Here is a 26063-nt window from a genome sequence, read left to right as displayed (position 1 = left end):
CAAACGGAGGCACTCTGACAAGCTTTTGAGACTTCCAGTTACAAATTTACGTTTAATCCTAACTGGCAAAGCACTTTTACACAGACGATTACCCGCGTTCAGCGCCTGCCAGCCGGGGCTTCAGGCGTTTTTTAGCATCCAGTCAATTTCCGTGGCGGTGATTAGCCGCTCGAAGTGCATCAGCTCATGATGCTTACAGCTGTGCCAGACAAAACCGAAACGTGCGCCCAGCAGTTTCTGTAATGCATGACTTTGCTCAAACTCATACAGCGCATCGCTCTGGCGGATCGGCAGCGGGTTGCCCTCCGCCTCGTGCCCGTTACCTTTCACCGCGACCGGTAGCGGCAGCTGGTTATCCAGCCCGTGCAGGATACCGGCCAGAATCGCCGCCATCACCAGATAAGGGTTAGCATCGGCACCGGCAACGCGATATTCCACGCGGTGGTTATCGCTGTCGCCGCAGGGAATACGCAGCGCTACGGTGCGGTTATTGTGGCCCCAGGATGCCTGTAGCGGAACGAAGGCATCCGGCAGGAAACGGCGATAGGCATTGACGTTAGGCGCCAGCAGCGCCATCGAAGCCGGCATCAGATCGATCATCCCGGCGAGCGCACGCTTCAGCAGCGGCGAATCGCTGCCGTCATCGCAGATAAAGGCATTGTGATCGGCGGCATCCAGCATGCTGATATGCACATGCATGCCGCTACCGGCGTACTCTTCGTACGGCTTGGCCATAAAAGTGGCATTCATGCCGTGGCGTTCGGCCACCTGACGGATCAGCCGCTTCAGCTGCACGGCGTGATCGCAGGCGCTCAGCACATTACGCGTGTGGTGCAGGTTGATCTCAAACTGGCCCGGGGACGCTTCCGCCAGCGCGCCGTCGGCCGGGATGCCCTGCTGTTTCGCCAGCTCGTCGATTTCACTCAGCACGTCGGCAAAATGGTCGAGATTGTCAACGGAATAGACCTGGCTTTGCATGTTGCGCTCGTCGCTGCCCGGCGCGCACGGCGGCTGAATATAGCCCTCGGCATCGCGCTGCTTGTCGACCAGATAGAACTCCAGCTCTACCGCTACCACCGGGAACAGCCCTCGATTGCGCAACTGCTGCCACAGCTGGTTGAGAACATTACGGGGTTCAACGTCAAAGGGAGTGCCATCTTGATTGCGCATGGTCAGGAGAATTTGCGCCAGATGTTCGGGATCGGAAGCGGAGGGAATTAAAGAACCTTCAACGGGAACGCAGATATTATCCGGTTCACCCAGTACCTGGCCCAGCCCCGCTTCTTCCACGGTGTTGCCGAGGATATCCATGGCATAGACAGAAGCCGGGAAGTAACAGCCTTTTTCCAGTTTCTTCAGGCTGGCAATCGGAATGCGTTTACCGCGAAAAACGCCATTTAAATCGTTGAGGAGGATATCGACGTACTGCGTTTCAGGATGGCGTTCCAGGTAAGTTTGCACTTCACTCTGGAACGCGGTGGTTCGTTTCTCTTCACTGTGCCGCGTGAAGTCTTCAACTTCGACAATATTGGTCATGATGCCACCCACCAGGTTCGTTTCGTTGTTGAGCGTTGCTCAAAATAACAGCCACACTATTAACATAGCGCCAACACAAAGAGTGTGCAAATGCAACTAACTGCTTTATTTTTCGCCTCATCACGTTTGAATATTACCCATCCCGTTGCTAGATTGACATAATATTGCACAGTTTTGCGCCACGGGCGGTTCCACCGGTTGATATTTTTAACAGTGTAACGGGGTGAGAATGGGCATTATTTTTGACAAACCATTGATTGGCGTGGTGATGTGCCAGGTCGATAAAAACGGCCATCCGACGCAGATGGTACACAACAAATATCTCGATGCCGTTCTGCTGGCAGGCGGAATTCCACTGGCGCTGCCCCACGGGCTGATGTCAGCCCCTCATCTATTAGAAAACGCTATGGCTGCGCTGGATGGTATTTTACTCACCGGCAGCCCGAGTAATATCGAACCCCATCATTATCATCAGTCCGGGGAAGAACCGGATGCCGATCCCGGCCGCGACCGCCTGGCCTTTGCGCTGGTCAACTACGCGCTGGAAAACCGGATGCCGCTGCTGGCGATTTGCCGGGGGCTGCAGGAACTGGTGGTTGCCACCGGCGGTGATTTGCACCGCCAGCTCCATCTGGTAGCCGGCATGCAGGATCACCGCGAAGATCCCTCCCTGACGCTGGAGGAACAGTACTCACCGGTTCATGAAGTCTGGCTGGAACCGGACGGCCTGCTCTCATCGCTGGTAAACCACGCCAGCAGGCTGCGGGTCAACTCCCTGCACCAGCAGGGAATACGCACGCTGGGCGCAAAAATGCGGCCCGAAGCGCGTTCCGCCGACGGCCTGATCGAAGCCGTCAGTCATTCTCAGCATCCCTTTGCCCTGGCGGTTCAGTGGCATCCGGAATGGCAAAGCGCCGGTTCGGAGCCCTCCCGCCAGATTTTTGGCGGGCTGATCGCGGCCAGCCAGCGTTTCAGAAAGGAAAGGCTATGAGCGAAATCACCCTGGCTCCCGGACGACGGCTGTCCGAGCTCCGGCAGCAGATGGGTTTGTCACAGCGCCGCGTGGCGGAGCTTTCGGGCCTGACGCATAGTGCGATCAGCACCATTGAGCAGGATAAAGTCAGCCCGGCAGTCAGCACGCTGCAAAAGTTACTCAAGGTTTACGGCCTCTCGCTGTCAGAGTTTTTCTCAGAGCCGGTGGTGGATGAAGTACCTAAAGTGGTGATTGAGGAGCATGAGCTGATCGATATCGGCGGCCAGGGGGTTTCGCTTCGCCTGATCCACAACGGCAACGCCCGCAGAACGCTGGCCATGCTGCTGGAAACTTATGAGCCAGGCTCAACCACCGGTGAAAAAATACGTCATCAGGGGGAAGAAACCGGCACGCTGCTGGAGGGTGAAATCACGCTGAATATCAACGGTCAGAGCTATCACCTGCATGCCGGTCAAAGTTATGTCATTGATACCGGCAATCCCCACAGCTTTACCAATTCGTCTTCCCGGCGCTGCTGCATTATCAGCGCCCATACGCCCGCAACGTTTTAGCCACGACAGGCCCGGTGCAGCCGGGCATAAGGGAAAAAATATGCATGTGAATAGCTACTATGCAGCAACCGCCAACCCGCACGAAGCCTGGCCGCAGCTGAAAGAGAGTATTCAGTGCGACGTGTGCATCATCGGTGGCGGGTTTACCGGCCTTTCCTCGGCGCTGTTTTTGACCGAAGCGGGCTATGATGTGGTGGTGCTGGAGGCGGCACAGGTTGGTTTTGGCGCCAGCGGCCGCAACGGCGGGCAGGTTGTTAACTCCTACAGTCGCGATGTCGACGTTATCGAACAGCGCTACGGCAGCGAGAGCGCGAAGCTGCTGGGCAGCATGATGTTTGAGGGCGCGGCAATTATTCGCGATCGCATCGACCGCTATGCCATTGACTGCGATTATCGCCCCGGCGGTGTTTTTGCCGCCCTTACCCCGCGACAGATGCAGCATCTTGACGCGCAGTCGGAACGCTGGCGGCGCTATGGCAACCACCAGCTTGAGCTACTTGACCGCGAGGAGATTCGCCGCGAAGTAGGCAGCGACCGCTACGTCGGCGGGCTGCTGGACCGCAGCGGTGGGCATATTCATCCGCTAAATCTGGCGCTGGGCGAGGCCGAAGCCATTCGCCGTCACGGCGGGCGAATCTTTGAGCGTTCGGCAGTCACCTCCGTGCAGTACGGTTCGCCACATCGCATCAGTACCGAACACGGGCAGGTTCAGGCGCGGTTTGTGATTTTTGCCGGTAATGCCTATCTGGCACCGCATCTTGAACCCCGGCTGGCGAAAAAAAGCCTGCCCTGCGGTTCGCAGATTGTTGCCACCGAGCCGCTCTCAGCCGAAGTGGCACAGTCGCTGCTGCCGAACAACTTCTGCGTTGAGGACTGTAACTACCTGCTGGACTATTTCAGACTGACCGCCGATAACCGCCTGCTGTACGGCGGCGGTGTGATCTATGGCGCGCGCGAACCGTCTGATATTGATGCGCTGATCCGCCCCAAGCTGCTGAAAACCTTCCCGCAGCTGGCCGGGGTGAAGTTTGATTACGCGTGGAGCGGCAACTTCCTGCTGACGCTGTCAAGAATGCCGCAGTTTGGCCGCCTGGAAAACGGCGTTTACTACATGCAGGGCGACAGCGGCCACGGGGTGACCAGCACACATCTTTCCGGTCGGCTGATCGCCGAGGCGATGCGCGGCGACGCCGAACGCTTTGATGCCTTTGCGAAACTGCCGCATCTGCCCTTCCCCGGCGGGCGCACCCTGCGCGTGCCGCTGACCGCGATCGGGGCCGCCTGGTATGCGCTGCGTGACCGACTGGGGGTTTAAATCCGGCCGGTTCGCAGTAAAATGCGGACCGGTCACCTGAGGAACCGTCATGAATTCAACCAGTAGCAACACCCGTTTCTTCATTATTGTGGTTTTTGGCATCATCCTGTTCTGGGCAGCGGCGTACCCCCTCTCCCGCTATGTTTCCAGCGCGGCCTTCGGCGAACCCACCGGCGCAATCTACAACGCCATTAACGTGCTGTTCACCGCGCTGGCCTTTACCGGGGTGGTGATTACCTTCCGCTTTCAGTACATCGAATCAGAACGATCCGCGAAGGATCTGGTTGAGCGTTCCATTTTTGAACTGCTGACCACCTTCACCACCGATGAGTTTCAGAAGGTGAAAGACGAGGCGTTTCTTGCCCTGCTGATTGCGGTCAGAGATAAAGCGTACGCGGAATATCTCAGCAGCCGCCTGTTCCCGATCGGCAGGAAGCCCTTCCCGGCCTCGGCCGCAGCGGCGTATGCCGAGCTGAAGCCAGAGCTTAACGGGATGAGTCTGGATGAGGTTATCGCGCTGGATCGCAACGCGCGGCTGAAGCTGGATAATGTGCTTAACTTCTTTGCCATGCTTTCGCACCGCCAGGCGGCAGCGACGGTGATCCGCCATGTGGATTTCGCCTATGACTGGTGGCGACCGACGCTGTGGATCATCGCGCAGCTGCAAAAGGAGATTAAGGACGGCAGCGAGGAAATCAGCCTGTACTGCCGCAATCCGATGCTGCACACCACGCTGGAGCGGCTGGATGAAATTTATCAATATCCGCCGATAACGCCGGGTCCGGCGGTGTACCGCTATCTGGCCATCCATCCCTGGCTCAAAGAGCAGCGGATCGATCCGGCTTTTTTCACTGACATCCCGGAGAATGCGGCCTGACGTAAGAACCACCCTGCATCCGTGCCGGCATCAGGATTGTCAGTGTGATGGCCAGCACCGTTTCAGGGTTAAGCCAGCGGCATTTTGCCCGGGTCCGGGTAGCGATATTCAAAGCCCAGTTCGCGGCAGATTTTGCTGCCGTCGATGATTTTACCGCCGTCTTTACCGGTGCGGTCGTCAATAAAGGTCGGCGGCGTCAGGCCAAGCTGGCGCGCGACGGTGGGATAAAACGCTTTTCGTGACGGGTGAACCGGGGCACAAAGATTGTAAACGTGGCCGCCTTTCGGCCGCTGGAGCAGCAGCCGGATGGCCTCAATCACATCCTCAAGATGCACCAGATTCACCCCCTGCTCACCATTGCTCAGCCCCTCTTTTCCGGCAAGGAAACGCCCCGGATGGCGCTTCGGCCCTACCAGCCCGGCAAGCCGCAAAATATCTACCGAGGTGCCGGGAAGCTTGTGCAGCCAATTTTCCAGCTCCTGCAGCGTGCGCCCGGCCACACTGACCGGTAGCAATTCGCTACTCTCTTTGGTCAAGCCCGGACGATCGCCATATACGGAGGTTGAGCTGGTGAAGATAATGCGCGGAATATTAAACGCCAGCGCGCTGTCCACCAGCTGCTGTACCGCCAGCAGATAGCTTTCGCCGCCGGATGCCGTGCGGCTGGCGGGAAGGGTAATCACCAGTGCATCAACGCTCAGCAAGGCGGCAAGGTCATCCGCCTCGCAGACCAGTTCCGGATTGAGTTCCAGCACGTAGCTTTCAATACCACACATGCGCGCAGCCTCAACGCCGTCCGGCGTAGTTTTGCTGCCGGTGACCTGCATTCCGGCGGCGGTGAGCGACAGCCCCAACGGCATTCCCAGCCAGCCCAGCCCGACAATTGCGACTCTCTTCATGTCCTTGCTCCCGTTTATTGCAACCAGTATGCCTCAGGCTACGCCAGCCCAATGCCGCTGACAACCGCCCGTGAATAAGAGAATCTTTCAACATTAACAAAAAAGTGTTGCGTCATCTCCCTATCCTGGTTAGGTTATTTGTCACGATATGAATAGACATTCATCCAAGAGAATTTTATGACTCGCGTTCAGTTTAACCATCATCACCACCATCACCCTGACTAGTCTTTCAGGCGATGTGTGCTGGAAGACGTTCAGGATCTTCCAGTGGTGCATAAACGCGAAATGGCCCCCGGAAGATCACCTTCCGGGGGCTTTTTTTTGGGCTGAACACAGAGCCCGAATGCTGAGATGACGGACTGACCAACGGCATAATGAATATAAAGCAGACAGGATAAAGAGGATTAGCACCGATGTTAGATAACACCCGTTTACGCATAGCTATGCAGAAATCAGGCCGTTTAAGTGACGAATCACGCGAACTGCTGGCCCGCTGCGGCATCAAAATTAACCTGCAGCAGCAGCGCCTGATCGCCTTCGCTGAGAACATGCCGATTGATATCCTGCGCGTACGCGATGACGATATTCCGGGCCTGGTGATGGATGGCGTGGTTGACCTTGGCATCATCGGTGAGAACGTGCTGGAAGAAGAGCTGCTGACCCGCCGCGCTCAGGGCGAAGATCCGCGCTATTTCACCCTGCGTCGCCTGGATTTCGGCGGCTGCCGCCTGTCGCTGGCGATGCCGGTGGATGACGAATATACCGGACCGGCCTGTTTACAGAATTCCCGTATTGCCACCTCCTACCCGCACCTGCTGAAAAAATACCTCGATAAGCAAAACGTTAACTTCAAATCCTGCCTGCTGAATGGCTCGGTGGAAGTGGCACCGCGCGCCGGTCTGGCCGATGCGATCTGCGATCTGGTGTCTACCGGCGCAACGCTGGAAGCCAACGGCCTGCGTGAAGTGGAAGTGATTTACCGCTCTAAAGCCTGCCTGATCCAGCGCGACGGCGAAATGCCTGCCGCCAAGCAGGAGCTGATCGACAAGCTGATGACCCGTATTCAGGGCGTGATTCAGGCTCGCGAATCAAAATACATCATGCTGCACGCGCCGAGCGAGCGTCTGGAAGACATTATTTCCCTGCTGCCGGGTGCCGAGCGCCCTACCGTTCTGCCGCTGGCGGGCGATAAGAGCCGCGTAGCCATGCACATGGTCAGTAGCGAAACGCTGTTCTGGGAAACCATGGAAAAACTGAAATCCCTCGGGGCCAGCTCCATTCTGGTGCTGCCAATTGAGAAGATGATGGAGTAATCCCATGGCGACCACGATGACCCCCATTGCCTGGCAGGATTGTAGTGAAGAGCAGCAGCAGGCGCTGCTGACCCGCCCGGCGATTTCTGCCTCGGACAGTATCAGCACCACCGTGCGCGGTATTCTCGAGAAGGTTAAAGCCGAAGGTGACGATGCGCTGCGTTACTACAGCGCCACCTTTGATAAAACGCAGGTTGATGCACTGCGCGTCAGCGAGCAGCAAATCGAGGACGCCTGCGCGCGCCTCGGTTCAGAAATCAAGCAGGCGATGGCCGTTGCGGTCGCCAATATTGATACCTTCCACGTGGCGCAGAAACTGCCGCCGGTGGATATTGAAACCCAGCCCGGCGTGCGCTGCCAGCAGGTGACCCGCCCGCTGGCCTCGGTGGGCCTGTATATTCCCGGCGGTTCTGCACCGCTGTTCTCCACCGTACTGATGCTGGCCACGCCTGCCCGCATCGCCGGCTGCCGCCGCGTGGTGCTGTGCTCGCCGCCGCCGATTGCCGATGAAATCCTTTACGCAGCCAAACTGTGCGGCGTGCAGGAAGTGTTCCAGGTGGGCGGCGCGCAGGCGATTGCCGCCCTGGCGTTCGGCACCGAAAGCGTGCCGAAAGTGGACAAAATCTTTGGCCCGGGCAACGCGTACGTCACCGAAGCCAAGCGCCAGGTCAGCCAGCGCCTGGACGGTGCGGCGATCGATATGCCTGCCGGTCCGTCGGAAGTGCTGGTCATCGCCGATGAGGGCGCAACGCCGGACTTCGTCGCTTCTGACCTGCTGTCACAGGCCGAGCACGGCCCGGACTCGCAGGTGGTGCTGCTAACGCCTTCTCTGCCGATGGCGGAAGCCGTTGCCGCCGCCGTGGATCGTCAGCTGGCCGAACTGCCGCGCGCCGCCACCGCCGCCAAAGCGCTGGAAAGCAGCCGCCTGATTGTGGTGCGCGATTTGCAGCAGTGCGTGGAGATCAGCAACCGCTACGGGCCAGAGCACCTGATTATTCAGACCCGCCAGGCACGCGATCTGGTGGAGAGCATCACCAGCGCCGGTTCGGTATTCCTTGGTGACTGGTCGCCGGAGTCCGCAGGCGATTATGCCTCCGGGACCAACCACGTGCTGCCGACCTATGGCTATACCGCCACGTATTCCAGCCTGGGTCTGGCGGACTTCCAGAAGCGAATGACGGTGCAGGAACTGACGCAGGAAGGCTTTATGGGCCTGGCGGCGACCATTGAAACGCTGGCCGCCGCCGAGCAGCTGATTGCCCACAAGAACGCCGTAACCCTGCGCGTAGCCGCACTGAAGGAGAAACCATGAGCACGAATTCCGTTGAAGCGCTGGCCCGCGCAAACGTTCGCGCGCTGACGCCGTATCAGTCCGCCCGCCGCCTGGGCGGCAACGGCGACGTCTGGCTGAACGCCAATGAATATCCGCTGGCGGTGCCGTTTGACCTCAGCCAGCAGACGCTGAACCGTTACCCGGAGTGCCAGCCGAGGCTGGTGATTGAGCGCTATGCCGCTTACGCCGGACTGAATGCAGATCAGGTGCTGGTCAGCCGTGGTGCCGATGAAGGCATTGAGCTGCTGATGCGCGCCTTCTGCGAGCCGGGTAAAGATGCGGTGCTGTTCTGCCCGCCGACCTACGGCATGTACAGCGTCAGCGCGGAAACCATCGGCGTGGAGTACCGCACCGTTGAAGCGCGTGAAGACTGGCAGCTGAATTTGTCCGGCATTGCTGAACAGCTGGACGGCGTGAAGCTGGTTTACGTCTGTAGCCCGAACAACCCGACCGGTAACCTGATCAACCCGGACGATTTCCGTGAGCTGCTGGAGATGACGCGCGGTAAAGCGCTGCTGGTGGCTGATGAAGCCTACATCGAATTCTGCCCGCAGGCGTCGCTGGCCGGCTGGCTGAAAGATTACCCGCACCTGGTGGTTCTGCGCACGCTGTCGAAAGCCTTTGCGCTGGCGGGCCTGCGCTGTGGTTTCACCCTGGCGAACGCCGAAGTGATCGCGCTGCTGATGAAAGTGATCGCCCCTTACCCGCTTTCGACCCCCGTCGCGGATATCGCCGGTCAGGCGCTGAGCGACGAAGGGATTGCGCTGATGCGTGAGCACGTCGGTCAGCTAATCGCCAACCGTGAAAAGCTGATTGCCGATCTGCGCCAGTGTGACTGCGTTGAAGAAGTGTTTAACAGTGAAACCAACTATATTCTCGCGCGCTTTACGGCCTCCAGCCAGGTCTTCAAGACGCTGTGGGATCAGGGTATTATCCTGCGCGACCAGAATAAGCAGCCGGGACTGTCCGGATGCCTGCGTATTTCCATCGGCACCCGTGAAGAGTGTGACCGTGTTATCAGCGCGCTGAAATCCTTACCCGGCGCAACCGTACCTCAGGAGCAAGCATGAGTCAGAAAGTCCTTTTTATCGATCGCGATGGCACCATTATTTCTGAGCCGCCGGAAGATTTTCAGGTGGACCGCATGGATAAACTGGCCTTTGAGCCGGATGCAATCCCCGCCCTGCTGTCGCTGCAGAAAGCCGGTTTCCGGCTGGTGATGATCACCAATCAGGACGGACTGGGCACCAGCAGCTTCCCGCAGGCGGACTTCGACGGCCCACACAATCTGATGATGCAGATCCTCACCTCTCAGGGCGTGAAGTTTGACGATATCCTGATCTGCCCGCACAAGCCGGAAGATAACTGCGACTGCCGCAAGCCGAAAACCAAAATGGTCACCCAGTGGCTGGCGGAAGGCGCGCTGGATACCGCCAACAGCTATGTGATCGGTGACCGCGCTACCGACGTTCAGCTGGCACAGAATATGGGCATCACCGGCCTGTTGTACGGCAAAAACGGCCTGAGCTGGTCACAGATTGAAGAACAGCTGACCAAACGCGATCGCTACGCGCTGGTCAACCGCAGCACCAAAGAGACGCAGATCAAGGTTGAAGTGTGGCTGGACCGCGAAGGCGACAGCAAAATCAGCACCGGCGTCGGCTTCTTCGACCATATGCTCGATCAGATCTCCACCCACGGCGGTTTCCGCATGAATATCGACGTGAAGGGCGATCTGTACATTGACGATCACCACACCGTGGAAGATACCGGCCTGGCGCTGGGTGAAGCGTTGCTGAAGGCGCTGGGCGATAAGCGCGGCATTGGTCGCTTTGGCTTCGTGCTGCCGATGGATGAATGCCTGGCACGCTGCGCGCTGGATATCTCCGGCCGCCCGCACCTGGAATACAAAGCCGAGTTCAGCTATCAGCGCGTGGGCGATCTGAGCACCGAGATGGTGGAACACTTCTTTCGCTCGCTCTCCTACACCATGGCCAGCACCCTGCACCTGCGCACCAAAGGCAAAAACGATCACCATCGCGTGGAAAGCCTGTTTAAAGTCTTCGGCCGCACCCTGCGCCAGGCGATCCGCGTAGAGGGCAACACGCTGCCAAGCTCGAAAGGAGTACTGTAATGGACGTGGTGATCCTGGATACCGGCTGCGCCAACCTCTCCTCGGTAAAGTGGGCCATACAGCGCCTGGGCTATAACCCGCAGGTCAGCCGTGAAGCCGATATCGTACTGAACGCCGACAAGCTGTTTCTGCCGGGCGTCGGCACCGCGCAGGCGGCGATGGACCAACTGCGCGAACGTGAACTGATCGAGCTGATCAAAGCCTGTACGCAGCCGGTGCTGGGCATCTGCCTGGGTATGCAGCTGCTCGGATCGCACAGCGATGAAAACGGCGGCATTCCGACGCTGGATGTGATCGAATATCCGGTTGAGCGGATGCAGGATGTTGGCCTGCCGCTGCCACATATGGGCTGGAACCAGATTACTTCGCAGGCCGGTAATCATCTGTTCCGCGGCATTGAAGACGGTTCGTACTTCTATTTCGTTCACGGCTACGCCATGCCAGTTAACCCGTACACCATTGCCCAGTGCAACTACGGGTCACCGTTTACCGCTGCGGTGCAGAAAGATAACTTCTACGGCGTGCAGTTCCACCCCGAGCGTTCCGGTGCCGCTGGCGCGCAGCTGCTGAAAAATTTCCTGGAGATGTAACCGGTATGATTATCCCGGCGTTAGATTTAATTGATGGCAAAGTGGTGCGCCTGCACCAGGGCGACTACGGCCAGCAGCGCGACTACGGCAGCGATCCTCTGCCGCGCCTGCAGGATTATCAGGCTCAGGGCGCGACCGTGCTGCATCTGGTCGATCTGACCGGCGCGAAAGATCCGGCGGCACGCCAGATCCCCCTGCTGACCAAACTGCTGGCGGGCGTCAGCGTGCCGGTGCAGGTTGGCGGCGGCATCCGCACCAAAGACGACGTTGAGGCGCTGCTGAGCGCTGGCGCAACTCGCGTGGTGGTCGGTTCTACGGCGATTAAGCAGCCGGAAGAGGTTCAGCAGTGGTTTAAGCAGTACGGCGCGGAAGCGATTGTACTGGCGCTGGACGTGCGCATTGATGCCAACAACCGTAAAGAAGTGGCGATCAGCGGCTGGCAGGAAGCCAGCGGGATCACGCTGGAAGAGGTCATCGACCAGTTCCTGCCGTTTGGCCTGAAGCACGTGCTTTGCACCGATATCTCCCGCGACGGCACGCTCAGTGGCTCAAACGTTGAGCTGTATCGCGAAGTCTCCGCGCGCTATCCGCAAATTGCCTTCCAGTCCTCCGGCGGCATCGGCTCGCTGGACGACATTGCCGCCCTGCGCGGCAGCGGTGCGCAGGGCGTGATCGTCGGTCGCGCGCTGTTGGAAGGTAAATTCAACGTATCGGAGGCAATTTCATGCTGGCAAAACGGATAATTCCCTGCCTCGACGTGCGCGACGGCCAGGTCGTCAAAGGCGTGCAGTTCCGTAACCACGAAATCATCGGCGACATCGTGCCGCTGGCGCAGCGCTATGCCCAGGAAGGTGCCGACGAGCTGGTGTTTTATGATATCACCGCATCAAGCGATGGCCGCGTGGTAGATAAAAGCTGGATCTCACGCGTGGCGGAAGTGATCGATATTCCCTTCTGCGTGGCGGGGGGCATTAAGTCTGTGGAAGACGCGGCGCTGCTGCTCTCCTTCGGTGCCGACAAGATTTCGATTAACTCCCCGGCGCTGGCCGATCCTGAGCTGATCACCCGCCTGGCCGATCGCTTCGGCGTGCAGTGCATCGTGGTCGGGATTGATACCTGGTACGACAGCGAAAGCGGCAAGTATCACGTTAATCAGTACACCGGCGACGAAAGCCGCACCCGCGTTACAAAGTGGGAAACCCTCGACTGGGTACAGGAAGTGCAGAAGCGCGGTGCCGGTGAAATCGTGCTGAATATGATGAACCAGGACGGCGTGCGCAACGGCTACGATCTGGTACAGCTGCAGAAAGTGCGTGAAGTGTGTAAGGTGCCGCTGATCGCCTCCGGCGGCGCGGGCACCATGGAACACTTCCATCAGGCATTCCGCGATGCCGACGTCGACGGTGCGCTGGCCGCGTCCGTCTTCCATAAGCAGATTATTAATATTGGGGAACTGAAAGCGTTCCTGGTAGAAAAAGGTGTGGAGATCCGCGCATGTTAACTGAACAACAGCTGGCTAAGCTGGACTGGGTAAAAACTGACGGGATGATGCCCGCCGTCGTGCAGCACGCCGTTTCCGGCGAAGTTCTGATGCACGGTTATATGAATCAGGAAGCCCTGGATAAAACCCTGGCCACAGGCAAGGTGACCTTCTGGTCGCGGACCAGGCAGCGCCTGTGGACCAAAGGGGAAACCTCCGAGCACTACCTTAACGTGGTCAGCATCACCCCGGACTGCGATAACGATACGCTGCTGGTGCTGGTCAATCCGGTTGGCCCAACCTGCCACCTTGGCACTTCCAGCTGCTTCTCTCCGGCCGCACCGGACTGGACCTTCCTCTATCAGCTGGAACAGCTGCTGGCCGAACGCAAGCATGCCGATCCGAAAAGCTCATACACCGCCAGCCTTTATGCCAGCGGCACCAAGCGCATCGCGCAGAAAGTGGGTGAAGAAGGCGTGGAAACCGCGCTGGCCGCAACGGTTAACGACCGCTTCGAACTGACCAACGAGGCCTCCGATCTGGTTTATCATCTGCTGGTGCTGTTACAGGATCAGGAGCTGAACCTGTCGGCGGTGATTGAAAATCTGCGCCAGCGGCACAAGTAATCGTTCACTATGCTAAAGGGGCCGGTTATCCGGCCCTTATTTTTTTACAGGGAGCAATCATGAGTACCTTTGATCAACTTACCGCCCTGCTCGACGGACAGCAGGCGCGTTATCGGGTGATGGAACACGCGGCGATGGGGAAATGTGAAGATGTGGCTGCACTGCGCGGCACCGCACTCGGCCAGGGAGCCAAAGCGCTGGTGTGCCACGTGAAGGGTAACGGTGTGAAGCAGCACGTGCTGGCGGTGCTGCCTGCCGACAAGCAGGCCGACCTCTCCAGACTGGCGTCGGCGCTGGGCGGCCTGCGCGCCTCACTGGCCAGTCCGGCGGAGGTGGATAAATTAACCGGATGCGTATTTGGCGCAATCCCACCTTTCAGCTTTCACCCGGATTTGTTGCTGGTTGCCGATCCCAGCCTGCTGACACGCTATGACGAGCTGGCGTTTAACGCCGGGCTGCTGGAGAAATCCATGGTGCTGAATACGGCAGACTATCAGCGCATTGCGGCACCGACCATTTTGAGTTTTTTGCGGGAAGAGGAATAAGCGCGGTGGCCTGGAGTGTAATATGATGGCAACAGGCTTCCGCCTGGTGCATAGCGGCCGGAGCGTGCCGGCCGCTGCGTTAACGTTTAAGACTGTTTGCGCTGGCGATACTGCTGACTGACCACACGACCAATTACGATGCCGGAGCCGATAATACCACCAAGGATAATCGACAGCAGGACCGTAAGTGCGCGCTTGGGACTGTCACGACGCACAGGCAGATCGCCCGGTGCGATATAGCGGAAGGATTGCAGGTTCTCCACCTGAATTTTCAGATGGGTCATCGCTAACAGTGAACGCTGCGTTTCATAATATCGCCCGTCAAATGCCAGAGGCTTAGTGGCTTCATTCGCGATCATCGCCTGCAGCGATACGGTCCCCAGCAGATAAAGCGTATCGTCAGAAAGTGATTCTGCCTGGTTGAGCTGTGAGTGAGTAATGTTCGAGGCTTCAGCGATTTTCAACGACTGCTTGATCACATCGATACGTTGTTGTTTACGATCCAGCAGCACCTGCTTTTGCGTATCAAGTGAATCGTTCAGTTCGCGGGTTTTGACACTGAGGCTACGGCGGATATCCGCACCATAATCATCAACCACCTCATCATTCACTTTCTGGATATAACGTCCCAATTCCTTTTGCGCTTCCTGTGCACTTTCAGCTGTAAAGGTGATGCGTAGCGGCTCCCGACTACCTTTAATCACTTGCTGTACTTTCAGTTCAAGAGGCTCTTCAAGATTATCTAATTCCGCAGATAGCGCACTGATCGAACCGCTGAAACGACTAAAGAGTTGCTGCTGAAGGTCGCCAATTGCAGGTTTATCCTGCGGGCTTTGTGCATAGAGGACGCTCAGCGCCGCGTTATAGTTCGCAACCTGTCCTGCAGCGGGCAGTGTCACAATCGCTTTGGAAGTCCACTTCTGTTTGGCAAACAATACATAGGCCAGTGCCAATAGCACGGTGATTGCCACGGCGATCATGATAGTTTTTTTCCCCTTCCATAACTGAACAATAATCTCTAATAAATCAAGTTCATTATCTCGGGAATAGAAACCGTTAGTTGAAGGATGCTGCTCAGAATTGGAATGGCTGTCGCGACTCATAATTTTCAATTTACTCAAACAAAGAAAGCTAACGCAAAGGAAGTCAGTATAGGTAAAAATAGTTGAAGAGTCAGCGAGGTGCGATGGGGAATTTCTTAAAATAGTCGAGAAAGACTATTTTGGATGAAACAACCTCCCGCTTAGCGGGAGGTTGCAGACTGAATTAATCCAGCCATTCGGTGTGGAACACACCGTCTTTATCAGTACGTTTGTAAGTATGCGCACCGAAGTAGTCACGCTGAGCCTGAATCAGGTTCGCCGGCAGTACCGCTGAACGGTAGCTGTCGTAGTAAGCGATCGCAGCAGAGAAGGTTGGCGTTGGGATACCGTTCTGCACGGCATAAGCCACAACGTCACGCAGCGCCTGTTGGTATTCGTCAGCGATGTTTTTGAAGTACGGAGCCAACAGCAGGTTAGCGATGTCAGCGTTATCGGCATAGGCATCGGTAATTTTCTGCAGGAACTGAGCGCGAATGATACAGCCAGCGCGGAAGATTTTCGCGATTTCGCCGTAGTGCAGATCCCAGTTGTTCTCGGTAGAAGCAGCCTTCAGCTGAGAGAAGCCCTGTGCATAGGAAACGATTTTGCCCAGGTACAGCGCGCGGCGTACTTTCTCAACGAACTCGGCTTTGTCGCCTGATACAGCCTGTACGGTTGGACCAGTCAGCACTTTAGATGCCGCTACGCGCTGAGTTTTCAGCGAGGAGAGGTAACGGGCAAACACGGATTCGGTGATCAGTGACAGCGGCTCGCCGAGATCCAGGGAGCTCTGGCTGGTCCACTTACCGGTACCTTTGTTCGCAGCTTCATCCAGAATCACATCAACCAGGTAGTTACCTTCTTCATCTTTCTTAGTGAAGATATCTTTGGTGATGTCGATCAGATAGCTGCTCAGCTCGCCTTCGTTCCACTCGCTGAAGGTTTTCGCCAGCTCGTCATTGCTCAGATTCAGCGCGCCTTTCAGCAGAGAGTAGGCTTCTGCGATCAGCTGCATGTCGCCGTATTCAATGCCGTTGTGCACCATTTTAACATAGTGACCCGCACCGTCCGGACCCATGTAAGCCACGCAGGCTTCGCCTTCTGCACGTGCTGCAATCTCAGCCAGGATAGGAGCAACCAGCTCGTAAGCTTCTTTCTGGCCGCCAGGCATGATAGATGGGCCTTTCAGTGCGCCCTCTTCGCCACCGGAAACACCGGTACCGATAAAGTTGAAGCCCTGCTCAGACAGTTCGCGGTTACGGCGAATGGTGTCTTTGTAGAAGGTGTTACCGCCATCGATAAGGATGTCGCCTTTATCCAGATGTGGAGTCAGGGATGCGATAGTTTTATCGGTCGCTTCACCGGCTTGCACCATCAGAAGGATACGACGAGGTTTTTCCAGTGAGTCAACAAACTCTTCGACGGTGTAGTGCGGAACCAGGTTTTTACCTGGGTTCTCTGCGACCACTTCATCGGTTTTCTCACGAGAGCGGTTGAAGATAGAAACTGAATAGCCGCGGCTCTCAATGTTGAGTGCCAGATTGCGGCCCATAACAGCCATACCCACAACGCCGATCTGTTGCTTGGACATACCTACTCCTGTCTACGTGATTTTTCCTGCAGCAATGTGACTGCGGTCAATGTTCCAGACATGTTAACTCAGGTTTAGGTGCGTAGGATAGTGATTGGTGCGATTGATCTTTTGCTAATTTCCGAAAAAAGCTCAAAACATTAACCCACTAAAAATTATGGTTTTAATGTAAAAAAACCGGAAAATAACGTTTATTCACCCGCACACACCTGCTCAATCGTTTGAAGATAGATGATCGATGCAGCTTCAAGAGAATATCTCTCGATGAAATTCTTGCGGCTGTTTTTCCCCATTTCAGCTCTGAGCGTCTCGTCAAGGAAAATTTGACGGATTCGACTGTACCAGTCGTCACTGTCTCGACAGGTGAAACCATTCACGCCGTTTGTGACGATTTGCACGTTAACCCCAACCGGTGAGGCTAAAATCGGTAACCCTACAGCCATATACTGGATGAGTTTAAACCCGCATTTCCCTTTTTCAAATGGACGATCGGGTAAGGGCATAATGCCGAGGTGAGCGGTGGCTAACTCACTCACTTCAGTATCAGCATTCCAACTGACTACCGTATGCCTGAAGGCCAAACGATGACTCATTTTTTCATCGAAACCGATCAGTCTGACATTAATATCAAACTCCTGAGTAATCCTGCTCAATGCATCGTTAAGTTCAACCAGATAGGGGCTGGTTGAAGGGGAACCTATCCAGACCAATGTAAACGGCTCACTCTTAGGCATATCCAGATAGGCAACGTGATATTTTTTTTGTGAAATGACTGTTGGAATAGTGACGACATGCCTGGCACCTGCCCGGTCAGCGTAATCACAGAGATAATCGTTCCCGCCAATGAAAAAATCTGAAGTACGAATAATTTTCTTTAATTTATTTCCCAGTAAAAACCGGACGAGCCCGCGCCTGTGGGAATCATAGTTGTGCCATATCGCATCATCGTAATCCAGAATGTACCTGGCCCCAACGGCCTTAATCAGGTATTCAAATTTCACAGGCAGATAGGGAAAAAGCTCTTTTTCGATGATAAAAACACGGCCTTTTCTGACATCGCAAACCAGGTTGAAAAAACGTTTCAAATAACAAGTCATGGCGACAAGTAAATGCTTACGGTTTTTCGAGTATTTAAGCTTGAGGTACTCATCGGAAAACAGATAGCGATGAACAACAGTAAACCCCTGCTGTTGCAGATAATCAAAATATTGAATGCTACGATATCGTGATGAAGCACCCTGCCCCTGGTGCTTGGTATAAATATAAACAGTATTTTTTAACATAGTGACCAAAAAAGTCTCTTAATAGGTTTATCAGCGGTATCATGCCAGATTGAATATCGGGGAAATGAAGACATTTCGCATAAACAAATAAACGCAAATGAACATGAAAAAAGCATAAGACAACATTCTGTAATTTCTAATTCCTGGCAGCCAGAAAAAGTACCCCACAAAGGAAAGCTCATAAAGACGACTGGCTAAAGTGGGAATAATGGCGGTGGCAGGCGTTAACAGCAAGCCAACAAATGATAATATGTAGCAGCGTTTTTCAAACGAACTAAAGTTCCGGTATGAAAGAAAACCAAAAACTAGTATAGGCAATACGGCAACGACTCTGACTGAAAAGAAATTAAATGACTCAACATCAGCCCGCTCAGCATACAATCTTAGCATAGGGATGATTTGAGCCAGGATGCTAACGGTGGTGCTCAATGCAAGTGATGCCAGCAAACCAAAAATGATCAGTCTCTTGTCTGAAAGAATCCCTTTTTCAATCCAGCGATCGGGAATAAAGAAAATGATTGCCAAAAAAAACATAGAGTAGTGAGACAAACAGGCGATAAAGAACAATACTGATGCGGAGGCGAACTGTTTTTTGGCACGTAAATATATAGCAGTAAATGCAAAAGCAATCGCCAGTGCTGCACGTATTTGTGTCATTTCGTGCAAAAGCGCCATGCTGAGCAAGTACATCAGAGCGATGAAATAAAAGTCTTTATTTTTGCGGAATAATTGAAATTTGATAAGCAAAGAAGAAAAGGCAATAAAAAAAAGAAATACTGTAAAACTGGAGTGAAAGATATACTTAAATAACTCCGCAAAGAGAACAAAAACAATTTCGAAACGACTCTCACTATCTGAAAATCCGGGAGCCATATTATCCCAAAAATACAAATAGTTCTGATAGTCATTATCCTGGCCGAAGATACGAATAGCGATCAGTGTTGAACAAATCAGGATAATAAAAAAAACCAGAAGATTATTCAGGATTTCATTAATCTTCTTCCTGATCAAATACTCATCCACAGAGAACCCTCGCAAATAAATTATTCATTATTGATTTCTCACCGTTAACGAACTCCAATAGCACTATATATTGTTTTTTATACAGGAGAGATACTCATCAAGTATATTTTTTTCATCACAAAATTCTTCAGCAAATTTTCGGGAATTATTCCCAAGCTCATCTCTCTCTTGCGGACTTAAGAATATATATTTTTCCAAAGCAGATTGTAATGAGGAAAGACTGTTGGGCTGGCAAATAAAACCGTTATATCCATCAATCACCACATCACGACATCCAACACTATCCGTAGTAATAATCGACAGGCCTGAAGCGGCACCCTCAAGCAGTGCTTTTGGTACCCCTTCTCTGTACCACGAAGGCAGAACGATGGCGTCATAGTCTCTGATAACTGATTCTACGCTATCGCTTTTACCCAGAAAATTAACGGTACCCTCATCAACATATTTTTTTATCAACTCAGGTGTAACCTCTTTTTCTTTAGGGTCAAACACCCCTAAAATTGAAAAGGTTAAGTTCGGATGCTGCGTTTTAAGTATTCTGGCTACATTAAGATAGTGTAGTGTACCCTTGGGCTTCAGGAGTCTTGCTACAAATATGAATTTTATTTGCGAATGAGTTTTAACCCCCGGATAAAAACGGGAGAGATCAACACCTGAACCAAAAATTCGCGAACTCATCTCTGGTTTTACACATCCCGCATCAATTAACAATTTTCTGTCGTCTTCATTTTGGAAAAAGACATGCACATTGGATGAGAAAGAAAGTTTATAAAGTTTCAACACCAACTGTGATATAAAACTCTTTTTGTTGAATACCCCACCCAACCCTGAAACATTGCTGATCACTTTTGTTCCTGACAGACGGGAAACCAGAGAGGCATAAATATTAGATTTTGGTGTAAAACTCAATATAACATCAGGTTTTATACGATTAATTGCTTTCCAGTAAGAAAAGATAGAGGTCATTTCTTTAACTATATTTTTTGATTTTTGTTCCATGAATATAGTTTCAAACTCAGCCCCAAGACTAATAATCTGTTTTTTATACAGATCATCAGCAGTTAGCACGACCACTTTAAATCCGGCATCAACCAAAGCAAAAATTGTACTTGCCCTGAAATTGAAAATATACCAGCTTGTATTAGCCGTAATGACGATTTTTTTCATTTAACTGCCTGAATATTTGATTAGCTATTTATATTCGCCAACGCGGCCAAGCAGGCCGTCCTTTATCCCTTTAAATATATATTTAATTCGTTCCCGCCGAGAGTTTGCCATGGAATAAATAATTATTCGGCAAGGCATAAACACCAGTTTTTTCAATTTGTATCGAAGCGGGAACGACGGTTCTCGCATAGCCAGTAACCAATTTCGATAGACATAATAAAGCCGAATTGGACTGGCGAGGGAGAGCGTTTTTCCCGGCAATTTGATGTCAGACTGGCCAAGGTTATGCTCGAGCCTGACATTCGTGCTAGTGAATATTTTCCAACCGAGATGGCGAGCACGATAGCACCACTCAATATCGATTAAATCGATAAACCACTCTGATTTATTCAAGCCTACATAGGTCAATGCTTCGATAGTGTAAACAGCACCAGAAGAGATAATACTTTCAACAGAGTATAATCCTTGCAGCGATTCCTGACCTGAATTGACTTCCCGATTATATGATTCATTATTTCTCGAATTAATAATCAGCGGACCTACCGCAGCAACGCGTTCTTCTTCGCTAGTGATTTTATCAAGCTCAACCAACATATTAGCGATATAGTTATCATCCACTGAACTATCTTGATCAAAAGTGAAGAAAACATTATTTCCGTCGGCAATGGATTTTACAAAACCAACATTTTGAGCAAACGCAATCCCTTTATTTTCACCCAGTGGAATATAGTTTACTTTTGGTTGATAGTGAAATCTCTCATCTAACTTTTCAATGCCAGGGGTATTATCTATCAGATAGATAGAATCACAATCATTAAGTCGTTTAATAAGTCTCAACACACTATCGGCATTTGAGTGATACAAAACGATAATCGCTGAAACTTTTTTTAATCGAATTCCTGAGGAAAGCATAAAAATCCCTTATCACTCCTGAATGGATATCATAAAACGAGCAGTTAAAGCATTCAGGCTCATACAAATCATTTGACCAGCTTATTATTAATCAGGATAAGAGCCAGACAATCAACACTTACTCGCAGGGTCCAGGCGCAGGCAACACCTATCACCCCCCACAAATTAATAAAATAATAGAGTATGGCGAGGTAAGGTAGCAATTCACAGAGGTGAATCATTGCGGTGACTTTAGAAAAACCAGCCCCCTGAATACTGGCAAATGGAATCTGTGCAACCGAACCCAATACAAAACCAACAAGCAGGATCTTAAATACCTCAGCAGGTAACCCCGCATAAGCCGGACCCAGCCACGTCGTTATAATGAATTCGGAGAAAATGATCCCCACAACCGCAACCGGAACAATGGTCAATAACATCAGACTATAAGCCAGGTTACGCTGTTTTTTCTTCTCATCAAGTCCGTACCGCCCGCTCAGTTTAGGGAAGACGGCTCTCGCCAGTGCGCCAGGTAAGATGGTGAGTCGCTGAACACCTTCAGCGGGTGCCGTGTAGAAGGCCACATGAGATGCCCCCATAACGTGCGAAACGATAAAACGGTCGAAGTAGGACATCAACGGGCTGATGATATTACTGACCGTAATCCAGCCACCGTATCGCATCAGACGTGCCATCGTAGCTGTCTCGATGGTAAACCGCCCAGAAACAATATGTTCTCGGCAGCGATAAAAAGTGATGAGTAATGAAAGCACTCGCGCTGCGAGAAGACCTAGCACAGCCCATGTCAGAGAAGAATGGATCATCGCCGCCAGCGCTGGCAGGCCGGCAATCAGTGAACTGTTAACAGACTTGATCAGATTAGATTTCTTAAATTCTTCCCTACCCTCTAAAATCGACAGCCATGCCTGATTAAGAAGAAAAAAAGGAAGAGAAAGCGATACAAGCGAGATTGCCTGCAAAGTTTCCGCGTAGTATCCGCTTTTTACATTCAGCACATTAACGATAGCCGGACCGGAGAAGTAAATAATTGCCCCCCCGGTTATCCCTAATACCGTGAGAATTAGCGACGAATTGGCAACAATTTTACCGCATTCAATATTATCATCTCTAAATAGCGAGATTTCGCGGACTATTGCCCGCGTTAATCCTGCATCAAAGATGCTGGCATAACCGATGATAGCCAGCGCAAGCGAAAATAAACCAAATCGTTCAGGCCCGAGGTCACGAGCCAGAAAGCCTAATGCGGGAATGGCTACCAGAGTGGGTACCGCATAGCCGCTAAGATTCCAAATAGTATTTTTGATTAAACTCACGGTAAATACGGCCTCACACCATTTCCAGTGACATTCCCTGCCTGTCTTTTTCAGACAGTGTCAGCTCACCGGCATCTGGCCAGGTAATATTTAACGTTTTGTCATCCCACATCAAACAGCGTTCGCTTGGTGGATGATAGAACTGCGTGGTTTTATATAAAAATTCAGCCGAGTCGCTCAACGTAACAAAGCCATGGGCGAACCCTTCAGGTATCCATAACTGGCGTTTATTTTCTGCCGAAAGCGTTACGCCAACCCACTGACCAAAGGTAGATGAGCCGTGGCGAATATCTACTGCCACATCGAACACCTCACCGGCAGTACAGCGTACCAGTTTGCCCTGGGCGTGTGGCCCAAGTTGGTAATGCAAACCACGAAGCACACCTTTGGTAGACTTTGAATGATTATCCTGCACAAAACTGACACTGTGGCCAACTGCGTTTTCAAAGCTACTTTGATTAAAGCTTTCAAAGAAAAAACCGCGCTCATCGCCAAAAACTTTAGGTTCAAAAATCAATACGTCCGGGATCGCCGTGTGAATTACCTTCATGTCAGAACTGACCTTTAATCATTTTTAATAAATATTTGCCGTAATCATTTTTCGCGAGCGGCTCCGCCAGCTTTTTCACCTGCGCCGCATCGATAAAGCCCTTACGGTAGGCAATCTCTTCCGGGCAGGAAACCTTCAGCCCCTGGCGGTCTTCAATGGTTTTAATAAAATTACTGGCTTCAATCAGGCTGTGGTGCGTACCGGTATCCAGCCACGCATAGCCCCGGCCCATCATCGCCACTTTCAGCGCGCCGCGCTCCATGTACAAACGGTTAATGTCGGTGATTTCCAGCTCGCCGCGCGGCGACGGCTTCAGGCTTTTGGCCATCTCAACAACGCTGTTATCGTAGAAATAAAGACCGGTTACCGCGTAGTTGCTTTTCGGCTCCAGCGGTTTTTCTTCCAGCGAAACGGCAATGCCCTGTTTATCGAACTCAACGACGCCGTAGCGCTCCGGATCGTTGACGTGATAGGCAAATACCGTTGCTCCGGAAGGCTGACTGACGGCTTCTTCCAGTTCTTTCGGCAAATCGTGGCCGTAGAAAATATTATCGCCAAGCACCAGCGCGCAGTTATCTTCACCGATAAACTCTTCACCGATGATAAAGGCCTGCGCCAGCCCGTCCGGACTGTCCTGCACTTTATACTGCAGATTCAATCCCCACTGACTCCCGTCGCCCAGCAGCTGCTCAAAGCGCGGCGTATCCTGTGGGGTACTGATAATCAGAATATCGCGTATCCCCGCCAGCATCAGCGTGCTGATAGGGTAGTAGATCATCGGTTTATCGTAGATTGGCAGCAGCTGTTTACTTACCGCCATAGTGACCGGATAGAGGCGGGTTCCGGAACCGCCAGCGAGAATAATGCCTTTACGCTTCATAGTTTTCTCTTTTTTTAATTCTATCGCAGAGATTTAACGCGGGATCTGCGAATCGTTGAGTTCCTGCAGCATCCGCCGCACGCCGACCTGCCACTCAGGCAGCGAAAGTCCAAATGTCGTGCAGAACTTATCGGTCGCCAGTCGGGAATTCAGCGGGCGGCGTGCTGGGGTCGGATAACTGCTTGTCGGCACCGCATGCAGATTTTTTAACGCAAGCTCGACACCATTTTTTCTAGCTTCGGCAAAAACGAATTGGGCATAGTCGAACCAGCTTGTCGTGCCGGATGCCACCAGATGATATAGCCCTGCCGCATCAGGTCTGTGCTGAACCGCGCGAATAGCGTGTGCGGTACAGTCCGCAATTAAATCAGCTCCCGTTGGTGCACCAAACTGATCGTTAATCACCGACAGCTCTTCACGCTCGGCAGCAAGACGCAGCATGGTTTTGGTAAAGTTATTTCCCCGGCTGGCATATACCCAACTGGTGCGGAAAATCAGGTGATTTTCACAGAAACGTTGGATTGCCCGCTCACCCGCCAGCTTGCTGGCACCGTAAACGTTTTGCGGACCTGTGGCATCACTCTCCTGCCACGGGCAATCGCCCTCCCCCGGGAAGACATAATCGGTGGAGTAATGTACCAGCAGCGCGCCCAGCTGATGGGCTTCCTTTGCCAGGACCTCAACGGTTGCGGCATTGACCTGATGCGCCTGCTCAGCTTCCGACTCGGCTTTGTCTACCGCTGTCCAGGCAGCAGCATTGACAATCGCATCGGGGCGCAGCTGACGAACGGTATTGGCGAGATCCTGCGGACGCGTGAAATCACCGCAATAGTCAGTTGAATCAGAGGCCAACGCGGTCAGTTGTCCAAGTGGAGCAAGCGCACGCTGTAGTTCCCAGCCCACCTGACCGTTTTTTCCCAACAGTAGAATTTTCACGGCAGACGCTCGCTGTAGTTTTGCGTAATCCACGTCTGATAAGCACCGCTTTTCACGTTGCTGACCCAGCTGGAGTTATCCAGATACCACTGTACGGTTTTACGAATGCCGCTTTCAAAGGTTTCCAGCGGCTGCCAACCCAACTCACGGCCGATCTTTCCGGCATCGATCGCATAGCGGCGATCGTGGCCCGGACGGTCAGCGACATAGCTGATTTGCTGGCGATAGCTCTGCCCTTTCGGCACCATCTCGTCCAGCAGATCGCAAATCGTTTCCACCACCTGCAAATTCTGTTTCTCGTTGTGGCCGCCGATATTATACGTTTCGCCCACGGTTCCATTGGTCACCACGGTGTACAGCGCCCGGGCGTGGTCTTCGACATACAGCCAGTCGCGGATCTGATCGCCTTTGCCGTAAATGGGCAAGTTTTTGCCTTCCAGCGCGTTAAGAATAACCAGCGGGATTAACTTTTCCGGGAAGTGATAAGGCCCATAATTGTTGGAGCAGTTGGTCACCACCGTTGGCAGACCGTAGGTACGCAGCCAGGCGCGAACCAGATGGTCGCTGGAGGCTTTAGAAGCCGAATAGGGGCTACTGGGCGCGTAGGAGGTGGTTTCGGTGAACAGCGGCAGGTTATTTTGCCCATCGCTAACTTCATCGGGGTGGGGAAGATCGCCATACACTTCATCGGTCGAAATATGATGGAAACGGAAAGCCTTCTTGCGCGAGGCATCCAGCTCGCTCCAGTACTGACGCGCCGCTTCCAGTAAGACGTAGGTTCCGACGATATTGGTCTCAATAAAATCAGCGGGTCCGCTGATCGAGCGATCGACGTGGCTCTCAGCCGCCAGATGCATAACCGCATCAGGCTGATGGCGAGCAAAGATAGCGGCCATCGCGCTTTTATCGCAGATATCTGCCTGTTCAAAGGCATAACGGGGATCTGAACTCACCGTTGCAACAGATTCAAGGTTACCTGCGTAGGTGAGTTTATCAACATTGACGACGCTGTCCGCGGTTTCACTGATGATATGGCGTACGACGGCAGAGCCGATAAATCCGGCTCCGCCGGTCACTAAAATTTTCACACGGTCTCTCTCTTATAATAATGCCTGGCAAATCGCGCCGGGACA

Annotated in this window: 27 protein-coding genes and 1 other annotated feature; of the genes, 14 read left to right on the top strand and 13 right to left on the bottom strand. The window is 53.1% G+C overall.

What is annotated here, in order from left to right:
• Positions 1–120: 120 nt before the first annotated feature.
• Positions 121–1539 (bottom strand): glutamine synthetase family protein, encoded by a 1419-nt coding sequence (locus IBT47_RS14785; protein WP_200546087.1) that lies wholly within the window; start codon positions 1537–1539, stop codon positions 121–123.
• Between the two features lie 226 nt (positions 1540–1765).
• On the opposite strand from IBT47_RS14785, the gene puuD reads away from it, so the two are divergent.
• From puuD to IBT47_RS14765, 4 genes are read left to right on the top strand one after another with little or no spacing between them, the layout of a single operon-like run.
• The gene (gene puuD / locus IBT47_RS14780) at positions 1766–2527 is read left to right on the top strand and encodes a gamma-glutamyl-gamma-aminobutyrate hydrolase (RefSeq protein ID WP_200561057.1); all 762 of its coding nucleotides are present in this window, start codon (positions 1766–1768) and stop codon (positions 2525–2527) included.
• Complete coding sequence (gene puuR / locus IBT47_RS14775) at positions 2524–3081, top strand: HTH-type transcriptional regulator PuuR (protein ID WP_105591433.1); 558 nt, start codon at positions 2524–2526, stop codon at positions 3079–3081. The genes puuD and puuR overlap by 4 nt, the downstream gene beginning before the upstream one ends.
• A gap of 40 nt (positions 3082–3121) precedes the next feature.
• Positions 3122–4396: an FAD-binding oxidoreductase gene (locus IBT47_RS14770; protein ID WP_200561055.1), complete on the top strand. Its 1275-nt coding sequence runs from the start codon at positions 3122–3124 to the stop codon at positions 4394–4396.
• A 49-nt stretch (positions 4397–4445) separates the two neighbouring features.
• Positions 4446–5273, top strand: a complete 828-nt coding sequence (locus IBT47_RS14765; protein ID WP_234471908.1) for a hypothetical protein — start codon at positions 4446–4448, stop codon at positions 5271–5273.
• Between the two features lie 68 nt (positions 5274–5341).
• Here IBT47_RS14765 and IBT47_RS14760 read toward each other — a convergent pair whose 3' ends face one another.
• A complete protein-coding gene (locus IBT47_RS14760) occupies positions 5342–6172 on the bottom strand; it encodes an SDR family oxidoreductase (RefSeq protein WP_200561053.1) in 831 nt (276 codons plus the stop codon).
• Between the two features lie 177 nt (positions 6173–6349).
• On the opposite strand from IBT47_RS14760, the gene hisL reads away from it, so the two are divergent.
• From hisL to IBT47_RS14710, 10 genes are all read left to right on the top strand, one after another.
• Positions 6350–6397, top strand: a complete 48-nt coding sequence (gene hisL / locus IBT47_RS14755; protein WP_100396937.1) for a his operon leader peptide — start codon at positions 6350–6352, stop codon at positions 6395–6397.
• Positions 6373–6495, top strand: a sequence feature (His leader region). (Overlaps the previous gene by 25 nt.)
• A 90-nt stretch (positions 6496–6585) precedes the next feature.
• Entirely contained in the window at positions 6586–7485 is a 900-nt protein-coding gene (gene hisG, locus IBT47_RS14750) for an ATP phosphoribosyltransferase (protein ID WP_105591430.1), read from the top strand.
• A 4-nt stretch (positions 7486–7489) separates the two neighbouring features.
• On the top strand, positions 7490–8797 hold the full coding sequence (gene hisD, locus IBT47_RS14745; protein ID WP_200561051.1) for a histidinol dehydrogenase: 1308 nt from the start codon (positions 7490–7492) through the stop codon (positions 8795–8797).
• Positions 8794–9888, top strand: coding sequence for a histidinol-phosphate transaminase (gene hisC / locus IBT47_RS14740; RefSeq protein WP_200561049.1), 1095 nt, complete (start codon positions 8794–8796; stop codon positions 9886–9888). The genes hisD and hisC overlap by 4 nt, the downstream gene beginning before the upstream one ends.
• Entirely contained in the window at positions 9885–10952 is a 1068-nt protein-coding gene (gene hisB, locus IBT47_RS14735) for a bifunctional histidinol-phosphatase/imidazoleglycerol-phosphate dehydratase HisB (RefSeq protein ID WP_105591427.1), read from the top strand. Before hisC ends, hisB begins: the two co-directional genes overlap by 4 nt.
• Positions 10952–11542, top strand: a complete 591-nt coding sequence (hisH, locus tag IBT47_RS14730; protein ID WP_105591426.1) for an imidazole glycerol phosphate synthase subunit HisH — start codon at positions 10952–10954, stop codon at positions 11540–11542. Before hisB ends, hisH begins: the two co-directional genes overlap by 1 nt.
• A 5-nt stretch (positions 11543–11547) precedes the next feature.
• Entirely contained in the window at positions 11548–12285 is a 738-nt protein-coding gene (gene hisA / locus IBT47_RS14725; RefSeq protein ID WP_200561047.1) for a 1-(5-phosphoribosyl)-5-[(5-phosphoribosylamino)methylideneamino]imidazole-4-carboxamide isomerase, read from the top strand.
• The gene (gene hisF / locus IBT47_RS14720; protein ID WP_123334916.1) at positions 12267–13043 is read left to right on the top strand and encodes an imidazole glycerol phosphate synthase subunit HisF; all 777 of its coding nucleotides are present in this window, start codon (positions 12267–12269) and stop codon (positions 13041–13043) included. Before hisA ends, hisF begins: the two co-directional genes overlap by 19 nt.
• On the top strand, positions 13037–13648 hold the full coding sequence (gene hisIE, locus IBT47_RS14715; protein ID WP_200561045.1) for a bifunctional phosphoribosyl-AMP cyclohydrolase/phosphoribosyl-ATP diphosphatase HisIE: 612 nt from the start codon (positions 13037–13039) through the stop codon (positions 13646–13648). Before hisF ends, hisIE begins: the two co-directional genes overlap by 7 nt.
• Positions 13649–13707: 59 nt before the next feature.
• On the top strand, positions 13708–14193 hold the full coding sequence (locus tag IBT47_RS14710; protein ID WP_200561043.1) for a YbaK/prolyl-tRNA synthetase associated domain-containing protein: 486 nt from the start codon (positions 13708–13710) through the stop codon (positions 14191–14193).
• Between the two features lie 86 nt (positions 14194–14279).
• Here IBT47_RS14710 and wzzB read toward each other — a convergent pair whose 3' ends face one another.
• From wzzB to rfbB, 11 genes are all read right to left on the bottom strand, one after another.
• Positions 14280–15296, bottom strand: coding sequence for an LPS O-antigen chain length determinant protein WzzB (gene wzzB, locus IBT47_RS14705; protein ID WP_200561040.1), 1017 nt, complete (start codon positions 15294–15296; stop codon positions 14280–14282).
• 163 nt (positions 15297–15459) lie between these two features.
• The gene (gndA, locus tag IBT47_RS14700) at positions 15460–16866 is read right to left on the bottom strand and encodes an NADP-dependent phosphogluconate dehydrogenase (protein WP_105591420.1); all 1407 of its coding nucleotides are present in this window, start codon (positions 16864–16866) and stop codon (positions 15460–15462) included.
• Positions 16867–17057: 191 nt separating this feature from the next.
• A complete protein-coding gene (locus IBT47_RS14695) occupies positions 17058–18149 on the bottom strand; it encodes a glycosyltransferase family 4 protein (RefSeq protein ID WP_200561038.1) in 1092 nt (363 codons plus the stop codon).
• 39 nt (positions 18150–18188) lie between these two features.
• Positions 18189–19172, bottom strand: coding sequence for an EpsG family protein (locus IBT47_RS14690; RefSeq protein WP_200561036.1), 984 nt, complete (start codon positions 19170–19172; stop codon positions 18189–18191).
• 63 nt (positions 19173–19235) lie between these two features.
• Entirely contained in the window at positions 19236–20339 is a 1104-nt protein-coding gene (locus IBT47_RS14685) for a glycosyltransferase family 4 protein (protein ID WP_200561034.1), read from the bottom strand.
• Positions 20340–20363: 24 nt separating this feature from the next.
• The gene (locus tag IBT47_RS14680) at positions 20364–21251 is read right to left on the bottom strand and encodes a glycosyltransferase family 2 protein (RefSeq protein ID WP_200561032.1); all 888 of its coding nucleotides are present in this window, start codon (positions 21249–21251) and stop codon (positions 20364–20366) included.
• A 68-nt stretch (positions 21252–21319) separates the two neighbouring features.
• Positions 21320–22564, bottom strand: coding sequence for a flippase (locus IBT47_RS14675; protein ID WP_200561030.1), 1245 nt, complete (start codon positions 22562–22564; stop codon positions 21320–21322).
• Positions 22565–22577: 13 nt separating this feature from the next.
• The gene (gene rfbC, locus IBT47_RS14670) at positions 22578–23114 is read right to left on the bottom strand and encodes a dTDP-4-dehydrorhamnose 3,5-epimerase (RefSeq protein WP_200561028.1); all 537 of its coding nucleotides are present in this window, start codon (positions 23112–23114) and stop codon (positions 22578–22580) included.
• 1 nt (position 23115) lies between these two features.
• Positions 23116–23994, bottom strand: coding sequence for a glucose-1-phosphate thymidylyltransferase RfbA (gene rfbA / locus IBT47_RS14665; protein WP_200561026.1), 879 nt, complete (start codon positions 23992–23994; stop codon positions 23116–23118).
• Positions 23995–24027: 33 nt separating this feature from the next.
• Complete coding sequence (gene rfbD / locus IBT47_RS14660) at positions 24028–24930, bottom strand: dTDP-4-dehydrorhamnose reductase (protein WP_200561024.1); 903 nt, start codon at positions 24928–24930, stop codon at positions 24028–24030.
• Positions 24927–26018 carry a dTDP-glucose 4,6-dehydratase gene (rfbB, locus tag IBT47_RS14655; RefSeq protein WP_200561022.1) on the bottom strand — a complete coding sequence of 364 codons (1092 nt, stop codon included), beginning with the start codon at positions 26016–26018 and terminating at the stop codon, positions 24927–24929. Before rfbB ends, rfbD begins: the two co-directional genes overlap by 4 nt.
• Between the last annotated feature and the right edge of the window lie 45 nt (positions 26019–26063).

Origin of the sequence: Erwinia sp. S43 (assembly GCF_016624745.1) — a bacterium.
Lineage (GTDB): Bacteria > Pseudomonadota > Gammaproteobacteria > Enterobacterales > Enterobacteriaceae > Erwinia > Erwinia coffeiphila.
Note: the sequence above shows the minus strand (reverse complement) of the source record. Positions and strands in the feature narration are given on the sequence as shown.